This is a genomic window from Pseudomonas sp. B611 (genome assembly GCF_055407965.1).
In genome coordinates this window covers 889247-911343 of record NZ_JBUZST010000001.1, presented here as the reverse complement: position 1 = coordinate 911343, position 22097 = coordinate 889247, and the positions used below count along the sequence as shown (strand labels likewise).

The 22097-nt window shown below is 60.6% G+C and carries 19 protein-coding genes; 6 read left to right on the top strand and 13 right to left on the bottom strand.

Translation table 11 applies throughout. The annotated features are described in order from the left end of the window. Nucleotides 1–44 precede the first annotated feature (44 nt). Nucleotides 45–1055: a beta-N-acetylhexosaminidase gene (gene nagZ / locus ACZRMO_RS04340; RefSeq protein WP_463972013.1), complete on the bottom strand. Its 1011-nt coding sequence runs from the start codon at nucleotides 1053–1055 to the stop codon at nucleotides 45–47. A gap of 145 nt (nucleotides 1056–1200) precedes the next feature. Next, the gene (locus ACZRMO_RS04335; protein ID WP_124528036.1) at nucleotides 1201–1908 is read right to left on the bottom strand and encodes a TetR/AcrR family transcriptional regulator; all 708 of its coding nucleotides are present in this window, start codon (nucleotides 1906–1908) and stop codon (nucleotides 1201–1203) included. Between the two features lie 263 nt (nucleotides 1909–2171). On the opposite strand from ACZRMO_RS04335, the gene lexA reads away from it, so the two are divergent. Beyond that, a complete protein-coding gene (gene lexA, locus ACZRMO_RS04330) occupies nucleotides 2172–2780 on the top strand; it encodes a transcriptional repressor LexA (protein WP_003172575.1) in 609 nt (202 codons plus the stop codon). 10 nt (nucleotides 2781–2790) lie between these two features. Continuing rightward, nucleotides 2791–3267 (top strand): SOS-induced cell division inhibitor SulA, encoded by a 477-nt coding sequence (gene sulA / locus ACZRMO_RS04325; RefSeq protein WP_124528035.1) that lies wholly within the window; start codon nucleotides 2791–2793, stop codon nucleotides 3265–3267. Between the two features lie 119 nt (nucleotides 3268–3386). Here sulA and ACZRMO_RS04320 read toward each other — a convergent pair whose 3' ends face one another. The 7 genes from ACZRMO_RS04320 to ACZRMO_RS04290 all read right to left on the bottom strand — a co-directional run bounded on the left by ACZRMO_RS04320 (nucleotide 3387) and on the right by ACZRMO_RS04290 (nucleotide 11794). Next, nucleotides 3387–3620, bottom strand: a complete 234-nt coding sequence (locus tag ACZRMO_RS04320; RefSeq protein WP_026136850.1) for a hypothetical protein — start codon at nucleotides 3618–3620, stop codon at nucleotides 3387–3389. 130 nt (nucleotides 3621–3750) lie between these two features. Beyond that, entirely contained in the window at nucleotides 3751–4272 is a 522-nt protein-coding gene (locus tag ACZRMO_RS04315) for a DUF6586 family protein (RefSeq protein ID WP_124528034.1), read from the bottom strand. Between the two features lie 176 nt (nucleotides 4273–4448). Continuing rightward, entirely contained in the window at nucleotides 4449–7070 is a 2622-nt protein-coding gene (gene topA, locus ACZRMO_RS04310) for a type I DNA topoisomerase (protein WP_463972012.1), read from the bottom strand. Between the two features lie 114 nt (nucleotides 7071–7184). Then, on the bottom strand, nucleotides 7185–7421 hold the full coding sequence (locus ACZRMO_RS04305; RefSeq protein WP_463972011.1) for a DUF1653 domain-containing protein: 237 nt from the start codon (nucleotides 7419–7421) through the stop codon (nucleotides 7185–7187). A gap of 97 nt (nucleotides 7422–7518) precedes the next feature. After that, nucleotides 7519–8694: an acetyl-CoA C-acyltransferase FadA gene (fadA, locus tag ACZRMO_RS04300; RefSeq protein ID WP_026136849.1), complete on the bottom strand. Its 1176-nt coding sequence runs from the start codon at nucleotides 8692–8694 to the stop codon at nucleotides 7519–7521. A 29-nt stretch (nucleotides 8695–8723) separates the two neighbouring features. After that, nucleotides 8724–10871, bottom strand: coding sequence for a fatty acid oxidation complex subunit alpha FadB (fadB, locus tag ACZRMO_RS04295; RefSeq protein ID WP_463972010.1), 2148 nt, complete (start codon nucleotides 10869–10871; stop codon nucleotides 8724–8726). A 485-nt stretch (nucleotides 10872–11356) separates the two neighbouring features. Continuing rightward, complete coding sequence (locus ACZRMO_RS04290) at nucleotides 11357–11794, bottom strand: hypothetical protein (protein WP_463972009.1); 438 nt, start codon at nucleotides 11792–11794, stop codon at nucleotides 11357–11359. Nucleotides 11795–11899: 105 nt separating this feature from the next. On the opposite strand from ACZRMO_RS04290, the gene ACZRMO_RS04285 reads away from it, so the two are divergent. After that, a complete protein-coding gene (locus ACZRMO_RS04285; protein WP_124528029.1) occupies nucleotides 11900–12340 on the top strand; it encodes a universal stress protein in 441 nt (146 codons plus the stop codon). Nucleotides 12341–12527: 187 nt separating this feature from the next. On the opposite strand, the gene ACZRMO_RS04280 is transcribed toward ACZRMO_RS04285, so the two are convergent. Then, nucleotides 12528–14447: an ATP-binding cassette domain-containing protein gene (locus ACZRMO_RS04280; protein ID WP_463972008.1), complete on the bottom strand. Its 1920-nt coding sequence runs from the start codon at nucleotides 14445–14447 to the stop codon at nucleotides 12528–12530. A gap of 213 nt (nucleotides 14448–14660) precedes the next feature. On the opposite strand from ACZRMO_RS04280, the gene ACZRMO_RS04275 reads away from it, so the two are divergent. Beyond that, on the top strand, nucleotides 14661–16589 hold the full coding sequence (locus ACZRMO_RS04275; RefSeq protein ID WP_463972007.1) for a transglycosylase SLT domain-containing protein: 1929 nt from the start codon (nucleotides 14661–14663) through the stop codon (nucleotides 16587–16589). A 63-nt stretch (nucleotides 16590–16652) separates the two neighbouring features. Here the strand turns inward: ACZRMO_RS04275 and ACZRMO_RS04270 are convergent, their stop codons facing one another. Then, entirely contained in the window at nucleotides 16653–18428 is a 1776-nt protein-coding gene (locus tag ACZRMO_RS04270; RefSeq protein ID WP_124528028.1) for an ABC transporter transmembrane domain-containing protein, read from the bottom strand. 255 nt (nucleotides 18429–18683) lie between these two features. Here ACZRMO_RS04270 and ACZRMO_RS04265 point away from each other — a divergent pair, with 255 nt between their 5' ends. Next, a complete protein-coding gene (locus ACZRMO_RS04265; protein WP_017737326.1) occupies nucleotides 18684–18863 on the top strand; it encodes a PA1571 family protein in 180 nt (59 codons plus the stop codon). A gap of 51 nt (nucleotides 18864–18914) precedes the next feature. Here ACZRMO_RS04265 and pdxB read toward each other — a convergent pair whose 3' ends face one another. Next, the gene (pdxB, locus tag ACZRMO_RS04260; RefSeq protein ID WP_463972006.1) at nucleotides 18915–20057 is read right to left on the bottom strand and encodes a 4-phosphoerythronate dehydrogenase PdxB; all 1143 of its coding nucleotides are present in this window, start codon (nucleotides 20055–20057) and stop codon (nucleotides 18915–18917) included. Nucleotides 20058–20376: 319 nt separating this feature from the next. On the opposite strand from pdxB, the gene ACZRMO_RS04255 reads away from it, so the two are divergent. Continuing rightward, a complete protein-coding gene (locus tag ACZRMO_RS04255) occupies nucleotides 20377–21771 on the top strand; it encodes an MATE family efflux transporter (RefSeq protein ID WP_463972005.1) in 1395 nt (464 codons plus the stop codon). Here the strand turns inward: ACZRMO_RS04255 and tusA are convergent. Next, nucleotides 21768–22019 carry a sulfurtransferase TusA gene (gene tusA / locus ACZRMO_RS04250; RefSeq protein ID WP_017737323.1) on the bottom strand — a complete coding sequence of 84 codons (252 nt, stop codon included), beginning with the start codon at nucleotides 22017–22019 and terminating at the stop codon, nucleotides 21768–21770. The two genes, ACZRMO_RS04255 and tusA, sit on opposite strands and share 4 nt — an antisense overlap. Between the last annotated feature and the right edge of the window lie 78 nt (nucleotides 22020–22097).

Genomic DNA, 22097 nt, shown 5'->3' with positions numbered 1-22097 from the left:
CGAATGTGGGAGCGGGCTTGCTCGCGAAAGCCGCGCCGCGGTCTTCAGCCAATCAACTGAGCATCCCGCAACGCCGTCAGCGCCGCCAACCAACGCGGATCCTGCTTGTAATCCGTAGAAGCAATCGCCTGCCCACGCATCCGCGCAATCCGCGCAGAAGGCTTGACCTTCATCCGCTGCGCAGCAGTCAATGCCAACTCCGCCGCCGCACGATCGTTACACACCAGCCCCATGTCGCAACCCGCCGTCAGCGCAGCCTCGATCCGACTGGCCGCATCACCGACCACATGGGCACCCGCCATGGACAGGTCATCGCTGAAAATCACCCCATCAAACTGCAACTCGCCGCGCAGGATGTCTTGCAACCAGCGGCGCGAAAAGCCTGCGGGTTGGGAATCGACCTTTGGGTAGATCACGTGGGCCGGCATGACTGCGGCCAACTGCTGGCTCAAGCGTGCGAAAGGCACCAGGTCATTGGCGCGAATCTGTTCCAGGCTGCGTTCATCATTGGGAATGGCAACGTGGGAATCAGCCTCAGCCCAACCGTGCCCCGGGAAATGTTTACCGGTGGCGGCCATGCCGGCGCTGTTCATGCCACGGATAAAGGCGCCGGCGAGCACGGCGGCACGCTCGGGGTCGCCTTCGAAGGAACGGGTACCGACCACGGCGCTGCGCTGGTAATCCAGGTCCAGTACCGGGGCGAAGCTCAGGTCGAGACCCACGGCCAGCACTTCAGTGGCCATGATCCAGCCGCACTGTTCGGCCAGGTATTCGGCGTTGGGGTTGTCGGCCAGCGCACGCATGGCCGGCAGGCGCACAAAGCCTTGGCGCAGGCGCTGCACACGACCGCCCTCCTGATCGACGGCCAGCAGCAGGTCCGGACGCACGGCACGAATCGCCGCGCTCAGTTCCCGCACCTGGCGCGGATGCTCGATATTGCGCGCAAAAATGATCAGGCCGCCCACTTCAGGCTGGCGCAACAGGTGACGATCCTCGGCCGTCAGCCAGGTGCCGGCCACGTCAACCATCAAAGAACCTTGCAGGGCAGCAGTCATAAACCTTCCTTAAATAACGCACACAACCCGCCGCACTCACCCAATGCGATGAGCACGGTGAGCACAGCAGGTTGCGAGTAAATAGCTGAATTCGGCATGGGCGGCTAGCTTAGCGGATGCAAGCGGCCGCGCACACCCGCAAGGGTCAAACCTTGGCGACTGCCGGCGTGGATTTGCTGCGTGGGCGCAATTGCGCGGCCGCCATGGCCTGGTCGGTCACCCCGGACTCGGCACGCATGCCGGCGGCGAGGAACGGCACCATCAGGCGCATGACCTGCTCGATAGAGGTATTCACCCCGAAGTCGGTTTCGGCAATGGCGCGCAGGGCCTTGATCCCGGACATGCTGAACGCCGCAGCGCCGAGCATGAAGTGCACGCGCCAGAACAGCTCGATGGGCGGAATGCGCGGGGCGGCTTCGTTGACCAGCAACATATAGCGACGGAAAACCTTGCCGTACATGTCTTCCAGGTAACGGCGCAAGTGACCCTGGCTCTGGCTGAACGCCAAACCCAGTAAACGCATGAAAATCGACAGGTCGTTGCCGCTGCGCGGTTGTACCACCAGCGCTTGCTCGACAAGGATCTCCAGCAGGTCTTCCAGGCTTGGCTTGTTTTCGGGCTTGGTCTGGCGGCGTTCCAACTCGCGGTCGAGACTGGCGCAGAACGGCCCCAGGAAGCGCGAGAACACCGCCTGGATCAGGGCTTTTTTCGAGCCGAAATGGTAATTCACCGCGGCGAGGTTGACCCCAGCCTTGCTGGTGATCAGCCGCAATGAAGTTTCAGCAAATCCTTTTTCCGCGAACAATTGCTCGGCAGCATCGAGAATGCGTTCAACGGTTTCCGACTGGGCCATGGCTACTCCGCCTGACAAACACTTGTTTGAAACATACGTTTCAGGTTGTGTCTTGTCAACCCTGAGGGGCCGTTTTCCGGCCGGGCAGTCATCTATTTCATCGCTATTTAATCACATCCGTCCCGCTCTGTAGGCAGCGCTATCTCCGGCTTGTAGGAGGAGTGACGAATGACCGTCCAGCGGAGTGACAGAAAAGGATGATTGCCAAGCGCAGTTCACTGTATATAATCCCAGTCACTGTATAAAAAGACAGAGCGATCAACATGCTAAAACTGACGCCACGCCAAGCTGAGATTCTGGCTTTTATCAAGCGCTGCCTCGATGACAACGGCTACCCGCCGACACGAGCGGAAATTGCGCTGGAACTGGGGTTCAAGTCCCCCAACGCCGCCGAAGAACACCTCAAGGCCCTCGCTCGCAAAGGCGCGATCGAGATGACCCCAGGTGCCTCACGCGGCATTCGCATCCCTGGCTTCGAAGCCAAGGCCGACGAATCGACACTGCCGATCATCGGTCGCGTCGCCGCCGGTGCGCCGATCCTGGCGCAGCAGCACGTCGAGGAATCCTGCAACATCAACCCGACCTTCTTCCATCCTCGCGCCGACTATCTGTTGCGCGTCCATGGCATGAGCATGAAGGACGTGGGCATCTTCGATGGCGACCTGCTGGCCGTCCACACCACCCGCGAAGCCCGTAATGGCCAGATCGTTGTCGCCCGTATCGGCGATGAAGTCACCGTCAAACGCTTCAAGCGCGAAGGCAGCAAGGTCTGGCTCCTGGCCGAGAACCCTGAGTTCGCCCCGATTGAAGTGAACCTGAAAGATCAGGACCTGGTGATCGAAGGCTTGAGCGTCGGCGTCATTCGCCGCTAAAGGAGGCATCATGCAGCTCGTGCACACCCCGCAACACACACAACTGTCGCTGTTCGAGGCCTTTATGGCCCAACCCCTTGCGCCCATCCTCAAGGAAACGGTCGAGGCGCCCTGGAGCGCCGAGCCTGAGGCGTTCAGTGAATTGTCGTTGCGCGGTGCGGCCGGGAGCTGCCTGAGCCTGCTGGCGCCAATCCTGCGCGAGCTGAGCGAAGAACAGGACGACGCCCGCTGGCTGACGCTGATCGCCCCGCCCGCCAGCCTGACCCAAGCCTGGCTGCGGGATGCCGGCCTCAACCGTGAACGCATCCTGCTGCTGCAACCGCGCGGCGCGCAAAGTGCCCAGCAGTTGACCTGCGAAGCGTTGCGCCTGGGCCGTAGCCATACGGTGGTGAGTTGGTTGAATCCGTTGAATGCAAGTGCCAAGCAGCAACTGATCAGTGCTGCACGTACGGGCGATGCACAAAGCTTGAATATTCGATTGGGATAAACGCTAGCAGTGTCAGACTCGCGGCTAGCTGACGGATGTCAGTGCCCGCGATGGACACGAGGCTTCTTCAGGACTGAGAAGCCGATCTGTAACAAACAGCCAAAAATGGACCAACGGACTCAGTGGAGCACCCGCGGCCCATCATCCTTCTCCGGCTCGCCTTCCGCCAGGCGACCTGCCATCTGCACACCCACGCTCAACATGGCTTTTGCCACTTCCACGTGCTGGCCTTGCAGGAACGCCTTTGCGTCCTCGGAAAAGTCCAAAGTCACCAGAGAACCCTCGTCCTCAGCCCGGCGCAGCTCGATTCGACCGTCAGGCAGTTCAACAATTTCCAGAAAGGACGTTGGCATAAAAGTCAGTTCTCCACGAAAGGCCGGGATTATATCAGTCATCCACCCGGCCCCGCTGAGGATCTGAAGAGGTTTCTTTACAGCATGATGAATGGTGCTTTGCGCTGCTTATAGGATAAGTGGGGATGCATTAGCACTCGTTCAAGCCTTCACGAAAACGCAGCGCCATTTTCTTCAGCTCCTGACGCCAGTTTTCAAGCTCTTCCCGGCTCAGAGGCTTGGGCTCGTCTTCTTCCAGCGCCACTGCCACGATCAATGGCTGGGTCACATCACCCTTGGGCACATGGGGAACACGTGGTGGCTGAAACATATCGGCATGGGCCTTAAGCAAGCGCGCAACCCAACTGTCGGGGCTCTGGGCCATCTCTACCAACTCAGCAAGCTCAGGAATCGCCATTGTGTCCAGCACTTCACGATTCATGATCATTTCTGCACGCGGCGAACCAGCCTGGGGCAAGCGATAGAACCCGGCGATTTCATGGCACAACCCCAGCAACGCACCGTAGAGGTGGAACAACGCCGCCTCACGCCCCGCCTGGACCAACGCGATGGCATTCATCTCCTTCCCTTCCTCGGCGCGGCCAAGGGCTTCCAGGGACAAACCCGCGAAGTAAATTTTCTGATTGGTACGGGTATAGAGTTCGTTGGCCATAACGGCAGTCTCCACAACGAAAAGAGGCGTGATGCTGGCTTTGTAATGTGGCGAGGGAGCTTGCTCCCGCTGGGGTGCGCAGCGCCCCCAAAATCTTGGGCCTGCTGCGCAGTCCAGCGGGAGCAAGCTCCCTCGCCACAGCAAGCCCGTCCCTACAACCTGGTCAGACTAGCCGATCAAGCGCCCTGGCGCTTGTCCTCGACCTTCCACTTGCCACCGTCGTAGAACGCTTTCCAGCCAGTAGGCTTGCCGTCCACTTCGGTCTGCACGTACTGCTCCTTGCTCTTGCGGCTGTAGCGGATCACGGCTGGACGACCATCCGGGTCCTTCTTCGGCGCTTCACACAGGAAGTGGTACTTAGGATCGATCTCGTCCTTGTGCGGCACGATCTCCATCACCAACGGCGCACGGGTCTCGCGGTTTTTCGGGAACTGGCTCGCGGCCAGGAACAGGCCCGAAGCACCGTCACGCAGGATATAGGTGTCGTTGACCTTCTCGCACTTGAGCTCCGGCATCTTCACCGGGTCCATTTTCGGCGGCGCCGCATCACCGCTTTTCAGCAGCTTGCGGGTGTTCTTGCAGGTCGCGTTGGTGCAACCGAAGAACTTGCCGAAGCGGCCGGTCTTGAGCTGCATTTCACTGCCGCACTTGTCGCATTCCAGGCTCGGACCTTCGTAGCCCTTGATGCGGTAGGTGCCCTCTTCAATCTCGTAGCCGTTGCAATCCGGGTTGTTACCGCAGATGTGCAGCTTGTGCTTCTCGTCCAGCAGGTAAGCGTCCATCGCCGTGCTGCAGATCGGGCAGCGGTGCTTGCCACGCAGTACCAGCGACTCGGATTCACCCTCGTCGTCAGCCGCAATTTCATCGCCCGGCACCAGGTTGACGGTGGCCTTGCAGCGCTCTTTCGGCGGCAGGCTGTAGCCCGAGCAACCGAGGAACACGCCAGTGGATGCGGTACGGATCTGCATCGGACGGCCGCACGTCAGGCACGGGATGTCCGTCATCACCGGCTGGTTGGCGCGCATGCCGTGCTCTGGGCTTTCGGCCACTTCGAGCTTCTTCTTGAAGTCGCCGTAGAACTCGTCCAGCACGCTTTTCCAATCACGCTCGCCCTGGGCCACGTCATCGAGGTTCTCTTCCATGCCGGCGGTGAAGCCGTAGTCCATCAGGTTGGAGAAGCTCTCGGACAGACGCTCGGTAACGATGTCGCCCATCTTTTCCGAGTAGAAGCGACGGTTATGCAGCGCAACGTAGCCACGATCCTGAATGGTCGAGATGATCGCCGCATAGGTCGAAGGACGACCGATACCGCGTTTTTCCATCTCTTTCACCAGGCTGGCTTCCGAGTAACGGGCCGGCGGCTTGGTGAAGTGCTGGGACGGATCAAGCTTGATCAGTTTCAGCGTATCGCCCTGGGCCATGTCCGGCAGCACGTCGTCGTCACCAGGCTTGGCGATTTGCGGCATCACGCGGGTGTAGCCGTCGAACTTGAGGATACGGCCCTTGGCACGCAGCTCGAAGTCGGAAGCCGCCACGGTCACCGTGGTGGACAGGTATTGCGCTGGCAGCATCTGGCAGGCCAGGAATTGGCGCCAGATCAGCTCGTAGAGGCGCTCAGCGTCGCGTTCCATGCCGGTCAGCTTGGCCGGCGTGGTGTTGGCGTCAGAAGGACGAATCGCTTCGTGAGCCTCTTGTGCGCCTTCCTTGCTGCTGTAGACGTTCGGGTTCTCCGGCAGGTACTTCTTGCCGAACTCGCCTTCAATATAAGTACGTGCCATCGCCACCGCGTCTTGCGACAGGTTGGTGGAGTCAGTACGCATATAAGTGATGTAGCCGGCTTCGTACAAGCGCTGGGCCATCATCATGGTTTTCTTCACACCGAAGCCCAGGCGGTTGCTCGCGGCCTGTTGCAGGGTGGACGTGATGAACGGCGCCGACGGCTTGCTGCTGGTCGGTTTGTCTTCACGCTTGACGATGCTGTAGCTGGAAGACTTGAGCTTCTCCAGCGCGGCCATGGCCTGGGCTTCGTTCAGCGGCTTGAAGGCCTCGCCTTTCTCACGGGCCACTTCGAAGCGCACATTGGCGCCCTTGGCGGTGCCGAGGTCGGCGTGGACTTCCCAATATTCTTCAGGGATGAACGCACGGATCTCGCGCTCACGCTCCACCACCAGCTTCACCGCCACCGATTGCACACGGCCAGCAGAGAGGCCACGGGCGATCTTCGCCCACAGCAGCGGCGAGACCATGTAGCCCACGACGCGGTCGAGGAAACGCCGGGCCTGCTGGGCGTTGACGCGGTCGATGTCCAGCTCGCCCGGCTTGGAGAAGGCTTCCTGGATGGCTTTCTTGGTGATTTCGTTGAACACCACACGCTTGTAGCGGCTGTCATCACCGCCGATGGCTTCCCGCAGGTGCCAGGCAATGGCTTCCCCTTCGCGGTCCAAGTCCGTTGCGAGATAGATGGTGTCGGCATCTTTGGCGAGCCGGCGCAGCTCTTCGATGACCTTTTCCTTGCCCGGAAGGATTTCGTACTTGGCCTTCCAGCCATGATCCGGGTCGACACCCATGCGCGAGACCAGCTGCTTGCGCGCTTTCTCTTTAGGCGTGAGCACCGGACCTTCGCCCGCAGCGGCCTTGCCGCGCTTGGCGGCAGGCTCCTTGCTGGCGCTAGCCGAACCGCTGGTGGGCAGGTCTCGGATATGGCCGATACTCGACTTCACCACGTACTCGTTACCCAAGTACTTGTTGATGGTCTTGGCCTTAGCCGGGGATTCCACAATGACCAGCGATTTGCCCATGGATCGGAAAATTCCTGAATTCGAGAAGTGAGAGGCAGTTGGCGCCTGTCGCGGCAACGCTATATATAGTGGCAACAAGGTGAGGTCAAGCGCAGCATTCTGCGCGACCTGCCGTTATTGCCCGGAAAAAAGACTGGCTTCGGCCTGCACCAAAGCAAAGCGCGGGACCTGCTCGCCGTCAACTTCGACGGTCTCCAGGAACATGCTCAAAGGGCGCACCCAAAAGCCGTAATCGCCATACAGTGCTTGGTAGAACACCACTTCCTCTTCGGTCTCGGAGTGCCGCGCCACACTGAAAACACGGTACTGCGGACCTTTATAATGCTGGTAGAGCCCTGGTTTGACTTGCATGCTCTGGCCCTCTTACAAAATTTGTTAAAAAAAAAATACAAAACCACCCAAAAACAAAAACCGGGGCACTGGGCCCCGGCTTCCGTCAACTCAACGCTTAGACGCGTTCGAAGACGGTGGAAATGCCTTGGCCGAGACCAATGCACATGGTTGCAACCCCAAGGTTGCCGCCATTTTGCTTCATCACGTTAAGCAAAGTGCCGGAGATACGTGCACCGGAGCAACCGAATGGGTGGCCCAGGGCAATCGCACCGCCGTGCAGGTTAACCTTCTCATTCATCTTGTCGAGTACTTTCAAATCTTTCAGCACTGGCAGGGCCTGTGCGGCGAAAGCTTCGTTGAGCTCGAAGAAGTCGATATCGGAGATGGTCAGGCCCGCGCGCTTCAAGGCTTTTTGTGTGGCCGGTACTGGACCATAGCCCATGATTGCCGGGTCCACACCCGCCACTGCCATCGAACGGATCACCGCCAGCGGCTGGATACCCAGGTCCTGGGCACGCTGCGCCGACATCACGATCATGCACGAAGCACCGTCGGTGATTTGCGACGAAGTGCCCGCTGTCACGGTGCCGCCCTTCGGATTGAACGCTGGCTTCAAGGCCGCCAGGCTTTCCAGGGTGGTGTCCGGACGAATGGTTTCGTCGTAGTCGAACAGTTTCAGGAAACCGTTCTCGTCGTAACCGTTCATCGGGATGATCTCATCCTTGAACTTGCCTTCCACGGTCGCCTTGTGGGCGAGCTGGTGGGAACGCACACCGAACGCGTCCTGGGCTTCGCGGGTAATGCCGTGCATTTTGCCGAGCATTTCCGCAGTCAGGCCCATCATGCCCGAGGCTTTCGCCGCGTATAACGACATGTGCGGGTTAGGATCGACGCCGTGCATCATGCTGACGTGGCCCATGTGCTCCACGCCGCCGACCACGAACACATCACCGTTGCCGGTCATGATCGCTTGCGCAGCGGTGTGCAGCGCGCTCATCGACGAGCCACACAGGCGGCTGACGGTCTGGCCGGCAGCGGTGTGCGGGATCTGGGTCATCAGCGACGCCATGCGCGCGATGTTCCAGCCCTGCTCCAGGGTCTGGTTGACGCAGCCCCAGATCACGTCCTCGACTTCGTTCGGATCGACCTTGACGTTACGTTCCAGCAATTTGCTGATCAGGTGCGCCGACATGTCTTCGGCGCGGGTGTTGCGGTGCATGCCGCCCTTGGAGCGGCCCATTGGCGTGCGACCGAAGTCGACAATCACCACGTCTCTTGGATTCAAGCTCATAAATATTCTCGCTCTAGTCGTCTGGGCGCTTAACCGAAGAAGCTCTGGCCGTTCTTGGCCATTTCACGCAGCTTCGCGGTCGGGTGGTACAGCGGGCCCAAATCAGCGTATTGATCAGCCAGGGCAACGAACTCGGCCACACCGATCGAGTCGATGTAACGCAGCGCACCACCACGGAATGGAGGGAAACCAATACCGTACACCAAGCCCATATCGGCTTCGGCGGCGGTCTCGACGATGCCGTCTTCCAGGCAACGTACGGTTTCCAGGCACAGGGCGATCATCATCCAGTTGATGATGTCTTCGTCCGACACCTCACGCTGCTCGTAGATGACAGGCGCGAGTACTTCGTGAACCGATGGATCGGCCACTTTCTTCTGCTTGCCCTTCTTGTCAGCCTCGTAGGCATAGAAACCCTTGCCGTTCTTCTGGCCCAGGCGCTCGGCCTCGTAGAGCGCGTCGATCGCCGAGCGGCGGTCGTCTTTCATGCGGTCCGGGAAGCCTTCAGCCATTACGTCGCGACCATGGTGGCCGGTGTCGATGCCGACCACGTCCATCAGGTACGCCGGGCCCATTGGCCAGCCGAATTTTTCCATGACTTTGTCGATGCGCACGAAGTCCACACCGGCGCTGACCAGCTTGGCGAAACCGCCGAAGTACGGGAACAGCACGCGGTTGACCAGGAAGCCCGGGCAGTCATTGACCACGATCGGGTTCTTGCCCATTTTCTTCGCGTAGGCAACGGTGGTGGCAACAGCCAGCTCGCTGGACTTCTCGCCACGGATCACTTCCACCAGCGGCATCATGTGCACCGGGTTGAAGAAGTGCATGCCGACGAAGTTTTCCGGACGCTTGAGGGCCTTGGCCAGCAGCGAGATGGAAATGGTCGAGGTGTTCGACGCCAGAATGGTGTCTTCCTTCACGTGGCCTTCGACTTCAGCCAGTACGGCCTGCTTGACCTTCGGGTTCTCGACAACCGCTTCGACCACCAGGTCGACGTGGCCGAAATCGCCGTAGGACAGCGTAGGACGAATGCCGTTAAGCACTTCAGCCATCTTCGCGGCGGTCATACGACCTTTGTCCACGCGGCCGACCAACAGCTTGGCGGCTTCCGCCAGGCCTTGCTCGATGCCGTGCTCGTTGATGTCTTTCATCAGGATCGGCGTGCCTTTGGACGCCGACTGATAGGCGATGCCGCCGCCCATGATACCGGCACCGAGAACGGCAGCCTGTTTCACGTCGCGAGCGATTTCGTCGTAGGCCTTGGCCTTTTTCTTCAGCTCCTGATCGTTCAGGAACAGGCCGATCAGGCTCTGGGCTGCCGAGGTTTTCGCCAGTTTGACGAAGCCTGCCGCTTCCACTTCCAGGGCTTTGTCGCGACCGAAGTTCGCCGCCTTCTGGATGGTCTTGATCGCTTCAACCGGCGCAGGGTAGTTCGGACCGGCCTGGCCAGCCACGAAACCTTTGGCGGTTTCGAACGACATCATTTGTTCGATGGCGTTGAGCTTGAGTTTTTCCAGCTTCGGCTGACGCTTGGCCTTGTAGTCAAATTCGCCGCTGATGGCGCCCTTGATCAGGTTCAGTGCGGCTTCGGCCAGTTTGTCCGGGGCAACCACGGCATCGACGGCACCGACTTTCAGCGCGTCTTCGGCACGGTTTTCCTTGCCGGCGGCGATCCACTCGATGGCGTTGTCGGCACCGATGATGCGCGGCAGACGGACGGTGCCGCCAAACCCTGGGTAGATGCCCAGTTTGACTTCAGGCAGGCCGATCTTGGCCGTGGCCGACATGACGCGGAAGTCTGCTGCCAGGCACATTTCCAGGCCGCCGCCCAACGCGATGCCATTGATCGCGGCGACGGTCGGTACGTTGAGGTCTTCGAAATCGCTGAAAATCTTGTTGGCTTCGAGGTTGCCAGCCACCAGCTCGGCATCGGGCAGCTTGAAGTTGTCGACGAATTCGGTGATGTCCGCGCCGACGATAAACACGTCCTTGCCGCTGGAAACGATCACACCCTTGACCGAAGCATCTGCTTTGATGGTGTCTACGGCCTGACGCAATTCATTCAGGGTTAGACGGTTGAACTTGTTGACGGACTCACCCTTGAGGTCGAATTTCAATTCGACGATGCCACTTTCAAGAGCCTTAACCGTGATGGCTTTACCTTCGTAAATCATCAACTGATCTCCACGATATGGACGCTGAACAGTACACATTGGACGCTGGCCTATTGGTTGGACATTGAGGTTTTCGTCAACGTTCAGGCCAATCCGCCAGGCACACCCGCCAATGCGATAGTCGGGGTTCTGTATGAGCGGTCTGACAGACAAACGCTCAATTCATACGCCCGTTTGATTTGGGTACGCCACCTTCATCCAATTCCGGGCAATTGTCAATCGCTCGAAAGGCTAGGAAAAACGCGACTTTCCAGTCATTTCAGAACCCGAACCACGGAGCAGCGCCTCGTCAATATTCAAATATTCACGAAATCAATAATAGAAAAGATCTGGAAAAGGGCTGTACAGAACGGGATATGCGGCTAGGCTAGCCGCAACCGTAAAGCGTCTGGATGAATATCCGCCGCGAGTAGCACGAAATTACCGGCCTGCCTGGCCAACTCCAGCCCGATGATGATGTCGGGCTTTTTATTGCCTGTTGTTTATCAGGCCAGGGCCTTGAGCAGCGTGTCGATGTCCTGCAACACACTCGCCTCGCCCTTCTCGCCCCAATACAAGGCGATCATCTGCTTGTCGGCCTCGATCTTGTAGACGTTGTCCGGCAGTTTTGAAAAATGCGGCAACAACTTCTCATCGACGCAGACTTCACGCCATTGGTTGACCCACACCCCCGGTTCCAACTGCCAGTAACTCCACAGCGCCGGCGTGCTGCCACGCCGTGGCCGACAGTACTGCGCACAAGGGCTCGGCGGCTCCTGCTTGAGCCAATGCGGCCACTCCTGGGGCGACAGCTGCATGGCCAGGCCGATGCGGCGCGCCTCCATGCGCAGGGCCATGCGCCCGCTCTGATGGCGCGACGGACGCAGCCATGCCAGAGGGCTCAACACCACCACAAGGATTGACACCACTATCCAGACCGTCATATGTGTACTCCCGAATTTCTAGATGAGCGGATTTGATCTGACGCAACCCCATCCGCTTGAAAGCAGCCATACTGAACTTATTGCAGTCCCCTGGAGGAACGCCTCATGCCCTACCAACATATTCTGGTCGCTGTCGATCTGACCGAAGAGTGCGATCCAGTGATCAAGCGCGCGCAGGAATCTGCATTGGCCAATGGCGCCATTCTCTCGCTGGTGCACATCGTCGAGCCCATGGCCATGGCCTTTGGGGGGGACGTGCCGATGGACCTTTCCCAGTTGCAGCAACAACAATTCGACCAGGCCAAGGAGCGCCTTGACCGTTTGATTCTCAAATACCCGCACTTGAAAAAGGAAGACTGCCACCTGACCTACGGCCAACCGCGCCAGGAAATCCACCACCTGGCCAAGGAAAAGGCTTGCGACCTGATTGTGGTCGGCAGCCATGGCCGTCACGGTTTGGCGCTGTTGCTGGGCTCCACTGCCAATGATGTGCTGCACGGCGCGCCGTGCGACGTACTGGCCGTCAAGCTGGTCAAAGCCCCTTAAGCCCTACCGAGATCAACCTGTGGGAGCTGGCTTGCCTGCGATAGCGGTGTATCAGTCGCCAAATGCATCGACTGATACACCGCTATCGCAGGCAAGCCAGCTCCCACATTTTTTAGATCGCATTTCATATAAAAAGCCCGGTGTTCATACGAATGAACGCCGGGCTTTTTTATTGCACTGAGATCACTCAGGCATCCAACTCAGCCCAACGCTCAACCAGCACTTCCAGCTCCTGGTTCAATGTCTCCAGGGAAGCAATGACCTTGGCCGTCTCAGCCGCCGGACGCAGATAAAAGCCCGCGTCAGCCATGTCCGCTTCGACCGCCGCGATCTGCTGCTCCTTGGCCTCAATATCACCCGGCAAGGCTTCCAGCTCACGCTGCAGCTTGTAGCTCAGTTTCTTCTTGGCAGCCGGTGCAGCTTCGACAGCCGGCTCATCAGCAGCCACCGGAGTGACCACCGCCGAGTTCAAGTCGGCCTTGCCAGACTTGCTCTCGGTCACGCCCAGCAGGCGCGGCGAGCCGCCCTGGCGCAGCCAGTCCTGGTAACCACCGACGTATTCACGCACCTTGCCTTCACCTTCAAAGACCAGGGTGCTGGTAACCACGTTATCGAGGAATGCCCGGTCGTGACTGACCATCAGCACGGTGCCGTTGAAGGTCAACAGGACCTCTTCCAGCAGCTCGAGGGTTTCCACGTCGAGGTCGTTGGTCGGTTCGTCGAGCACCAGCAGGTTGGCCGGCTTGCTGAACAGCTTGGCCAGCAGCAGGCGCGCACGCTCACCACCCGACAAAGCCTTCACCGGCGTACGCGCACGTTGCGGGCTGAACAGGAAGTCGCCCAGGTAGCTGAGGACGTGGCGGCTCTGGCCGTCGATGTCGATAAAGTCGCGGCCTTCGGCGACGTTATCGATCACGGTTTTTTCCAGGTCCAACTGGTGGCGCAATTGGTCGAAGTAGGCCACGTCGATACGCGTGCCCTCTTCCACGCTGCCACTGGTCGGTTGCAGGCCGTTGAGCATCAGCTTGAGCAAGGTGGTCTTGCCGGTGCCGTTGGCGCCGAGCAGGCCGATACGGTCGCCGCGCTGCAGGACCATCGAGAAGTCCTTGATCAGGAACGGACCGTCCGGGTGATGGAAGCTGACATTCTCCAGCACCATCACCTGCTTGCCCGACTTGTCAGCGGTATCCAGCTGGATATTGGCCTTGCCGGTACGCTCACGACGCTCGCTGCGCTCAACACGCAGGGCTTTCAGGGCACGTACACGGCCTTCGTTACGGGTGCGACGGGCCTTGATGCCCTGGCGGATCCAGACTTCTTCCTGGGCCAGCTTTTTGTCGAACAGGGCGTTGGCGGTTTCTTCAGCGGCCAGCGCGGCTTCCTTGTGTACCAGGAAGCTGGCGTAGTCGCCGTTCCAGTCGATCAGGCCGCCACGGTCCAGTTCAAGAATGCGAGTGGCCAGGTTCTGCAGGAAGGAACGGTCGTGCGTGATGAACAGCACGGCGCCCTGGAATTCCTTGAGGGCTTCTTCCAGCCAGGCGATCGCGCCGATGTCCAGATGGTTGGTAGGCTCGTCGAGCAACAGCAGGTCCGGCTCGGACACCAGGGCCTGGGCCAGCAGCACGCGACGACGCCAGCCACCGGACAACTGGGCGAGGGTCTTGTCGGCCGGCAGTTGCAGGCGGCTCAGCGTGCTGTCCACCAGTTGCTGCAAGCGCCAGCCGTCACGGGCTTCGAGGTCTTGCTGGACATGCATCAGCTTGTTCAGGTCGTCTTCGGTGACGCAGTTCTGCGCAAGGTGATGGTACTGAGCCAGCAACTCACCGACGCCGTCGAGGCCTTCGGCAACCACGTCGAACACTGTCCGTCCGTCGGCCACCGGCAATTCTTGCGGCAATTCGCCGATCTTGAGGCCCGGGGCACGCCAGACAGAGCCGTCATCGGGCTTCTGGTCGCCCTTGACCAGCTTCATCATGCTGGACTTGCCGGTGCCGTTGCGGCCGATGATGCACACCCGCTCACCACGGGCGATCTGCCAGGACACCTTGTCCAACAACGGCATAGCGCCGAAAGCAAGGGACACATCGCTGAATTTGAGCAGGGTCATACGCTTCTCCAAAAACTGGGCGCGCATTCTACCTGAGTTAGGGGTGGGATGCGGCTGGCATTTTCTATATAGACACGTTCTGTAGGACATTTCCGAGCAACCTGAACGAACCGGCTGGCAAAGCTTTCGCCTGCGTCGAGCAAAAGGCTAAGCTAGGGGCAATCAGTGTCGGCCGCGCCGGCGCTATTCGTGATTTCTCTGCACGGACGTCTCATGCGCAGTCGCCTTTTCAACTTTTTATCTTGTCTGCTTCTTTCCGCCACTGCCGCCCAATCTGCCCAGGCCGTGGACCTCACCACCCAACGCCAGTATTACGATGAAGCCAAGCGCGCCCTGGCCAAGGGTGATTCCGGCCCTTACATGCAATACAGCCAGGCGCTGGCCGACTATCCGCTGACGCCGTACCTGGCCTATGACGAGTTGACTGCGCGCCTGAAAACCGCGAGCAACGAGGAAATCGAACAGTTCCTCGGCAAAAACGGCGACCTGCCCCAGGCCAACTGGATGAAGTTGCGCTGGTTGCGCTGGCTGGCCGAGCGTGGCGACTGGCAGACCTTTGAAAAGTACTACGACCCCAAGCTCAATTTCGTCGAGCTGGACTGCCTGCACGGCCAGTTCCAGCTCACCCATAATTTGAAGGCCGAAGGCTACAAGACCACCGAAAAGCTCTGGCTGACCGGCAAGTCCCAGCCTGCCGCCTGTGATGCCACCTTTGCCCAATGGGCTGCCGATGGCCAACTCACCGAGCAGAAGATCTGGGACCGCGCCAAGCTTGCCGCCGAAGCGCGCAACTACGCGCTGGCCAACAGCCTGATAAAAACCCTGCCCACCTTGGGCGCCCAAGGCCGCTTGATGGTGGATGTCGCGCAAAAGCCCGACATGCTCGGCGACCCGTCGCGCTTCCGACCAGTCAACGAGGCCATGTCTGACGCCGTAGGCCTGGGCCTGCGCCGCCTGGCGCGCCAGGACCCGGACAAGGCCATGGCCCTGCTCGACGGCTACGCCAGCAGCATGCACTTCTCCCGTGACGAAAAAGTGTCGATCGCCCGCGAAATCGGCCTGACTCTGGCCCGTCGCTACGACCCGCGCGCCCTCGACGTGATGACCCAATACGACCCGGAATTGCGCGACAACACCGTGTCCGAATGGCGTCTGCGCCTGCTGTTGCGCCTGGCACGCTGGGAAGATGCCTACCAGCTCACCCGCAAGCTCCCACAGGATCTGGCGACCACCAACCGCTGGCGCTACTGGCAGGCCCGCAGCCTGGAACTGGCCGAGCCGAAAAACCCGCAAGCGCTGGTGCTATATAAAAATGTGGCCAAAGAGCGGGATTTCTACGGCTTCCTCGCCGCCGACCGCTCCAAATCCCCGTACCAGTTGACCAACAGACCGCTGGTGATGAGCCAGGCACTGGTCAACAAGGTGCGCAACACCCCAGGCGTACGCCGTGCCCTGGAGTTCTACGCCCGCGGCCAGATCGTTGATGGCCGCCGCGAGTGGTACCACGTCAGCCGCCACTTCAACCGCGATGAAATGGTCGCCCAGGCCAAGCTGGCCTACGACATGAAGTGGTACTTCCCGGCGATCCGTACCATCAGCCAGGCGCAGTACTGGGACGACCTGGACATCCGCTTCCCGATGGCCCACCGCGACACCCTCGTGCGCGAAGCCAAGGTGCGTGGCCTGCATTCGAGCTGGGTGTTCGCGATCACCCGCCAGGAAAGCGCCTTCATGGACGACGCCCGCTCCGGCGTCGGCGCCAGCGGCCTGATGCAACTGATGCCCGGCACGGCCAAAGAGACTGCACGCAAATTCAGCATCCCCCTGGCCTCCCCGGCCCAAGTGCTCGACCCGGACAAAAACATCCAGCTCGGCGCCGCCTACCTGAGCCAGGTGCACAGCCAGTTCAACGGCAACCGCGTGCTCGCCTCCGCCGCCTACAACGCCGGCCCCGGCCGCGTGCGCCAATGGCTGCGTGGCGCCGACCACCTGAGTTTCGATGTATGGGTGGAAAGCATCCCATTCGACGAAACCCGCCAGTATGTGCAGAACGTGCTGTCTTATTCGGTGATCTACGGGCAGAAGCTCAACTCACCGCAGCCGCTGGTGGATTGGCATGAGCGTTATTTTGATGATCAGTAAGGCGTAAAGCAGAAATGAAAATGCCCGCATTGAGAGATGCGGGCATTTTTTATGGGCTGGCGTTTAGTGTGAAACCTGTTCTTCAACCCCATCACTGAACTGCAAGGCCGCCAACCGCGCATACAACGGATTGCTCGCAATCAACTGCTGATGCGTGCCCACCGCCACCAGCTTGCCCTGGTCCATCACCGCAATCCGGTCGGCGTTCTTCACCGTCGCCAGTCGATGGGCGATCACCAGCGTGGTGCGCCCTTGCATCAGTTGCGGCAGCGCTTGCTGGATCAAATGTTCGCTCTGCGCATCCAGCGCGCTGGTGGCTTCGTCGAGCAGCAGTATCGGCGCATCCACCAGCAAAGCGCGGGCGATGGCCAGGCGTTGGCGCTGGCCGCCGGAAAGGCCCATGCCGCCGTCGCCCAGGTGGGTCTGGTAGCCGTCGGGCATTTGCAGGATGAAATCGTGGGCGTGGGCGATGCGTGCGGCGGCTTCGACCTGTTCCTGGGTGGCGGACGGGTTGCCGTAGCGGATGTTCTCTTCGACGCTGCCGAAAAACAGCGCCGGGCTTTGGGACACCAGGGCGAAGTGACGGCGCAGGTCCATGGGGTCTAGCTCGGTCAGCGGCAGGCCTTCGATCAGGATGCGACCGTGCTGGGGGTCATAGAAGCGCAGCAACAGATCGAAGATAGTCGATTTTCCCGCGCCGGACGGGCCGACCAGCGCCAGGGTTTCACCGGGATTGATCGTCAGATTCAGGCCGTCGATGGCGTAGCTGTCGGGCCGCGACGGGTAGGAAAAGCGCAGGTCTTGCAGCTCCATACGCCCGCTGACCCGCCCCGGCAGTTGGACCGTGCCAGTGACCGGCGCCTGGATCTCGTTGCTCGACTGCAGCAATTCACCAATGCGCTCGGCCGCACCAGCGGCGCGCTGCAACTCGCCCAGCACTTCGCTGAGGGTGCCGACCGCACTGCCGACGATCAGGCTGTAGAACACGAACGCCGCCAGCTCACCGCCGGAAATGCGCCCATTGATCACGTCCATGCCGCCAACCCACAACATCACGCCCACCGCCCCCAGCACCAGCATGATCACCAGGGTAATCAGCCACGCGCGTTGGAGGATGCGCTTGCGCGCCGTGGTAAACGCCTCTTCCACGGTCACAGCGAAGCGCTTTTCGTCCTGTACCTGGTGGTTGTAGGCCTGCACGGTCTTGATCTGGCCAAGGGTCTCGGACACGTAGCTGCCCACGTCCGCGATGCGATCCTGGCTCTGGCGCGACAGACTGCGCACGCGGCGGCCGAAGATCAGGATCGGCGCCAACACCAGCGGCAATGCCACCACCACGATGCTGGTGAGCTTGGGATTGGTGACAAACAGCAACACGATGCCGCCGATCACCATCAAGGCATTGCGCAGGAACAGCGACAGCGAAGAGCCGATCACCGATTGCAGCAACGTGGTGTCGGTGGTCAGCCGCGACTGGATTTCCGAGCTGCGGTTGTTCTCGTAGAAGCCGGGATGCAGGTAGATCAGGTGATTGAACACCTGGCGCCGGATGTCCGCCACCACCCGCTCGCCGATCCACGACACCAGGTAGAACCGCGCAAAGGTGCCCACGGCCAGGCCCAGCACCAGCAGCATGAACAAGCCGATGGACTGGTTGAGCAGGTGCGGTGACTGGGTCATGAAGCCCTGGTCCACCAGCAGGCGGATGCCCTGCCCCATGGACAAGGTGATGCCCGCCGTGACAATCAGCGCCAGCAAGGCACCCAACGCCTGCCAGCGATAGGGCGCAATAAAGCGGCTGGCCAGGCGAATCGCACGGCGTTGACGGATCGAGAACATGGAGGGCTTCACCTGCGCAAGGAGGATAGGTATCTACACAGCAACATTGGGGGAACTTGGGTAAATAACAATGAGTCAGGTTAATTATGCCCGCCGATATGGGCCCCTAGAGGCTATCGGTCTAATGCCCGGCTGGAAATCTGTAGCGGTTTCTGGTGGACTGAGGGTTCGAACCGGTGATCTTGCAAGGAGTTGTAACAGCGCGGTCACGCGGGGGAATTAGAGTAGGTACACAACCTGATGAGGAGACAGGCCATGACCTTGCACACTAGCAGCACTGACAAAGTAGAAGTCGTCCGCACAGCGCATCAGGCCAATCTGGGTTGCTCGATCATCGACGCCCAAGGCCGCGAAGTGCCGATTACCGAAGACATGATCCAGCAAGCGTGCCGCGAGCTGGAACAGCGACTGGTCACGCCTGCCAAGCAAGGCTGAAGCGCCCAAGCTCTTTCTGACCCGGCCCAGGTGGCCGGGTTTTTTATGGGATCAAATTGCCGTAGCGCCCAATGCCGACACGATATTTGCCAGCGCCGCAGACTCCCCATTGATACGCACCTTCAAGCCATCGATCTCGCGGCGTGCCGGGTAATGCTTGCGCAGCAGGTCAAAAGCCTTGCGCTGCTCTTCCACGGTACCTACAAGGCTGCGGCGGAAATCTGCATCATCGCGGCGCGGGTCGTACACGCTGCGGCACAAGGTCGCCAGCGCCCAGGCCGGATCGGTTTCGGCATTCAGATGCACTTCGGCCAGCCACAGCTGCGGCAGCAGGTCACTCAGTTGAATGCTCGGCGCCTGGCCCAGGTGCGCACAGAACGCCTGGTATATCTGCGCCGTGCCGCTCTGGCGGCCTTCCAGGCTATAACCGGCGATATGGGGCGTGGCCAGCACGCACAGGTCAGCCAGATCGACATCCACCCCAGGCTCGCCCTCCCACACATCGAGCACCGCTTGCAGGTCTTCGCGCTCCAGCAACACCTCGCGCAGGGCCGCGTTGTCCACCACCGGGCCACGGCTGGCGTTGATCAGCCAGGTGCCGGGCTTGAGTTGCTCAAGGCGCTGGCGGTCGAACAGGTGCCAGGTGGAGCCCTTGCCGGACTTGGTCAGCGGCGTGTGCAGGCTGATCACATCACACTGCTCGATGATCTGCTCCAGGCTGGCGTAATCGCCCCCTTCGGCGCTCTGCCGGGGCGGATCGCATACCAGCACGTTCCAGCCCAGGCCCTTGAGGACCTTGACCAGCCGCCCGCCGACTTCGCCGGCACCGACAATGCCGTAAGTGCGCTGATTGAGGTCGGCGCCTTCGATCTCGGCCAGGGTCTGCAGGCTGCCCAGCACGTAGTCCACCACGCCCCGCGCATTGCAGCCGGGGGCGCTGGACCACTGGATGCCGGCCTGCTTGAAGTAATCCAGGTCCAGGTGATCGGTGCCGATGGTGCAGGTGCCGACAAACTTAACCGGCGTGCCTTCCAGGAGCGCGCGGTTGACGTTGGTCACCGAACGCACCAGCAGCACATCGGCCTGCTCGACCGTGGCACGGTCGATGGCACGGCCGGGCACGCGGCGGATCTCGCCAAACCCTTCGAAGAAGGCGTCGAGCAGCGGAATATTTTCGTCGGCAACAATCAACATGGCAGGCTCCTTTCGCGGACCCGCAGTGTACAGGCTTGCGATCTGTGTTCCAGCGCAGATCCACTGGGATGAACGGGCTGTTGTGGGAGCTGGCTTGCCTGCGATAGCGGTATAACAGCCACCACACTATTGACTGATCCACCGCTATCGCAGGCAAGCCAGCTCCCACAGGGGATTGAGGGTTTGTCAGTTGCCACAGTGAACTTGCGGTGATTGGGAGGGCGCTTACAAATCCGCAACACAGGATTTTTCCTGACCATCACGTCAAGGCGTAGAATCCGCCGTCCCTGCGCCTCCCTTTATTCCTGGACACCCGTACGTGAACACTGCCACCGCCGCCCTCACCCGCCCCGCCCGCATCAGCCGGGAAGTGCGCGACCTGCTGACGCTCGCCCTGCCGATCATGATCGGCCAGTTGGCCACCACTGCAATGAGCTTTGTCGATGCGGTGATGGCCGGGCGTGTCAGCCCGCAGGATTTGGCGGCGGTGGGCCTGGGCAATTCGATCTGGATTCCGGTGTACTTGCTGATGTCCGGCACCCTGCTGGCCACGACGCCCAAAGTCGCCCAGCGTTTCGGCGCCGGCCACTTCAGCGAGATCGGACCGTTGGTACGTCAGTCGCTGTGGCTGGCAGTCGTAGTCGGGATCATGGGGGCGCTGTTGCTGTTGTGCGCCGAACCGATCCTGCACGCCATGAAAGTCGAAGCGGACCTGATCGAACCGTCCATGGGCTACCTGCACGGTATCGCCGCTGGCATGCCGGCCATCGCGCTGTACTACGTGCTGCGCTGTTTCAGCGATGGCCTGGGCCGCACGCGGCCGAGCATGGTCATGGGGCTGTTCGGCCTGGCGCTGAATATTCCGATGAACTACATCTTCATCTACGGTCACCTCGGCCTGCCGGCCATGGGCGGCGTAGGCTGCGGCTGGGCCACGGCCATTTCGATGTGGGCGATGGCGATTGGCCTGGCCGTATGGACACGCTTCGGGCCGGCCTACCAGAGCAGCGAACTGTTCAAGCGCTTCGACTGGCCGCAATGGGCGGTGATCAAGCGTGTACTGGGTATCGGCCTGCCGATTGGCATCGCGATCTTTGCCGAATCAAGCATTTTTGCAGTGATTGCGCTGCTATTGGGCAGCCTCGGGGCCACCGTGGTGTCCGGCCATCAAATCGCCCTGAACGTCAGCTCGCTGGTGTTCATGATCCCCTACTCTTTGAGCATGGCTGTCACCGTGCGCGTCGGCCAGGCCCTGGGCCGCGGCGAGCCGCGTGAGGCACGCTTTGCCGCCGGCGTCGGCATGGGCACTGCGGTGGCCTACGCCTGCCTGTCGTGCAGCCTGATGCTGGTGTTTCGCGAGCAGATTGCGGCGATCTATACCCCGGACCCGATCGTGATTCACCTGGCATCGACGCTGATCGTATTTTCCGCGCTGTTCCAGTTTTCCGACTCGATCCAGGTCACGGCGGCCGGGGCACTGCGCGGCTACCAGGACACCCGGGTGACCATGGTGTTGACGCTGTTTGCCTACTGGGGCGTCGGGCTGCCGGTTGGCTACGCGCTGGGGCTCACCGACTGGCTCGGCGCGCCAAGCGGCCCGAGCGGTTTGTGGCAGGGCCTGATCGTCGGCCTGAGCTGTGCGGCAGGGATGTTGCTGGTACGCCTGGCGCGCAGTGCACGCCGACGCATTCGCGCAGCAAAAGCCGTGGGTTAAGCGGACTTCTTGCGGATCCAGTACAGGTACGTACCGGCCTGTTCCTGCTGATCCACCAGCTCGTGGTCAAGGAACACGCAAAACTTGGGGATATCGCGACGGGTCGACGGATCGGTCGCGATCACCTTGAGCAAACCGCCGGGCGGCAGGTCGCGGATGTGCTGGTGCAGCATCATCACCGGCTCGGGGCAGTTGAGGCCGGTGGCGTCGAGGATGCCGTCGACCGGCAGATCCTGGGATTGGCTCATATCTCACTCCTGAAAACGGCCCGCTCTTGTGTGGGAGCGGGCTTGTGTGGGAGCGGGGTTGCTCGCGAATGCGGTTTT

Coding starts and splice junctions, on each gene's coding strand:
- ACZRMO_RS04275 (WP_463972007.1), top strand. CDS start 14,661: ATGCGCAGTCGCCTTTTCAACTTTTTATCTTGTCTGCTTCTTTCCGCC.
- pdxB (WP_463972006.1), bottom strand. CDS start 20,057: ATGTTGATTGTTGCCGACGAAAATATTCCGCTGCTCGACGCCTTCTTC.
- nagZ (WP_463972013.1), bottom strand. CDS start 1,055: ATGACTGCTGCCCTGCAAGGTTCTTTGATGGTTGACGTGGCCGGCACC.
- sulA (WP_124528035.1), top strand. CDS start 2,791: ATGCAGCTCGTGCACACCCCGCAACACACACAACTGTCGCTGTTCGAG.
- ACZRMO_RS04320 (WP_026136850.1), bottom strand. CDS start 3,620: ATGCCAACGTCCTTTCTGGAAATTGTTGAACTGCCTGACGGTCGAATC.
- ACZRMO_RS04270 (WP_124528028.1), bottom strand. CDS start 18,428: ATGTTCTCGATCCGTCAACGCCGTGCGATTCGCCTGGCCAGCCGCTTT.
- ACZRMO_RS04315 (WP_124528034.1), bottom strand. CDS start 4,272: ATGGCCAACGAACTCTATACCCGTACCAATCAGAAAATTTACTTCGCG.
- ACZRMO_RS04290 (WP_463972009.1), bottom strand. CDS start 11,794: ATGACGGTCTGGATAGTGGTGTCAATCCTTGTGGTGGTGTTGAGCCCT.
- fadA (WP_026136849.1), bottom strand. CDS start 8,694: ATGAGCTTGAATCCAAGAGACGTGGTGATTGTCGACTTCGGTCGCACG.
- ACZRMO_RS04265 (WP_017737326.1), top strand. CDS start 18,684: ATGACCTTGCACACTAGCAGCACTGACAAAGTAGAAGTCGTCCGCACA.
- ACZRMO_RS04285 (WP_124528029.1), top strand. CDS start 11,900: ATGCCCTACCAACATATTCTGGTCGCTGTCGATCTGACCGAAGAGTGC.
- ACZRMO_RS04280 (WP_463972008.1), bottom strand. CDS start 14,447: ATGACCCTGCTCAAATTCAGCGATGTGTCCCTTGCTTTCGGCGCTATG.
- lexA (WP_003172575.1), top strand. CDS start 2,172: ATGCTAAAACTGACGCCACGCCAAGCTGAGATTCTGGCTTTTATCAAG.
- tusA (WP_017737323.1), bottom strand. CDS start 22,019: ATGAGCCAATCCCAGGATCTGCCGGTCGACGGCATCCTCGACGCCACC.
- fadB (WP_463972010.1), bottom strand. CDS start 10,871: ATGATTTACGAAGGTAAAGCCATCACGGTTAAGGCTCTTGAAAGTGGC.
- topA (WP_463972012.1), bottom strand. CDS start 7,070: ATGGGCAAATCGCTGGTCATTGTGGAATCCCCGGCTAAGGCCAAGACC.
- ACZRMO_RS04305 (WP_463972011.1), bottom strand. CDS start 7,421: ATGCAAGTCAAACCAGGGCTCTACCAGCATTATAAAGGTCCGCAGTAC.
- ACZRMO_RS04335 (WP_124528036.1), bottom strand. CDS start 1,908: ATGGCCCAGTCGGAAACCGTTGAACGCATTCTCGATGCTGCCGAGCAA.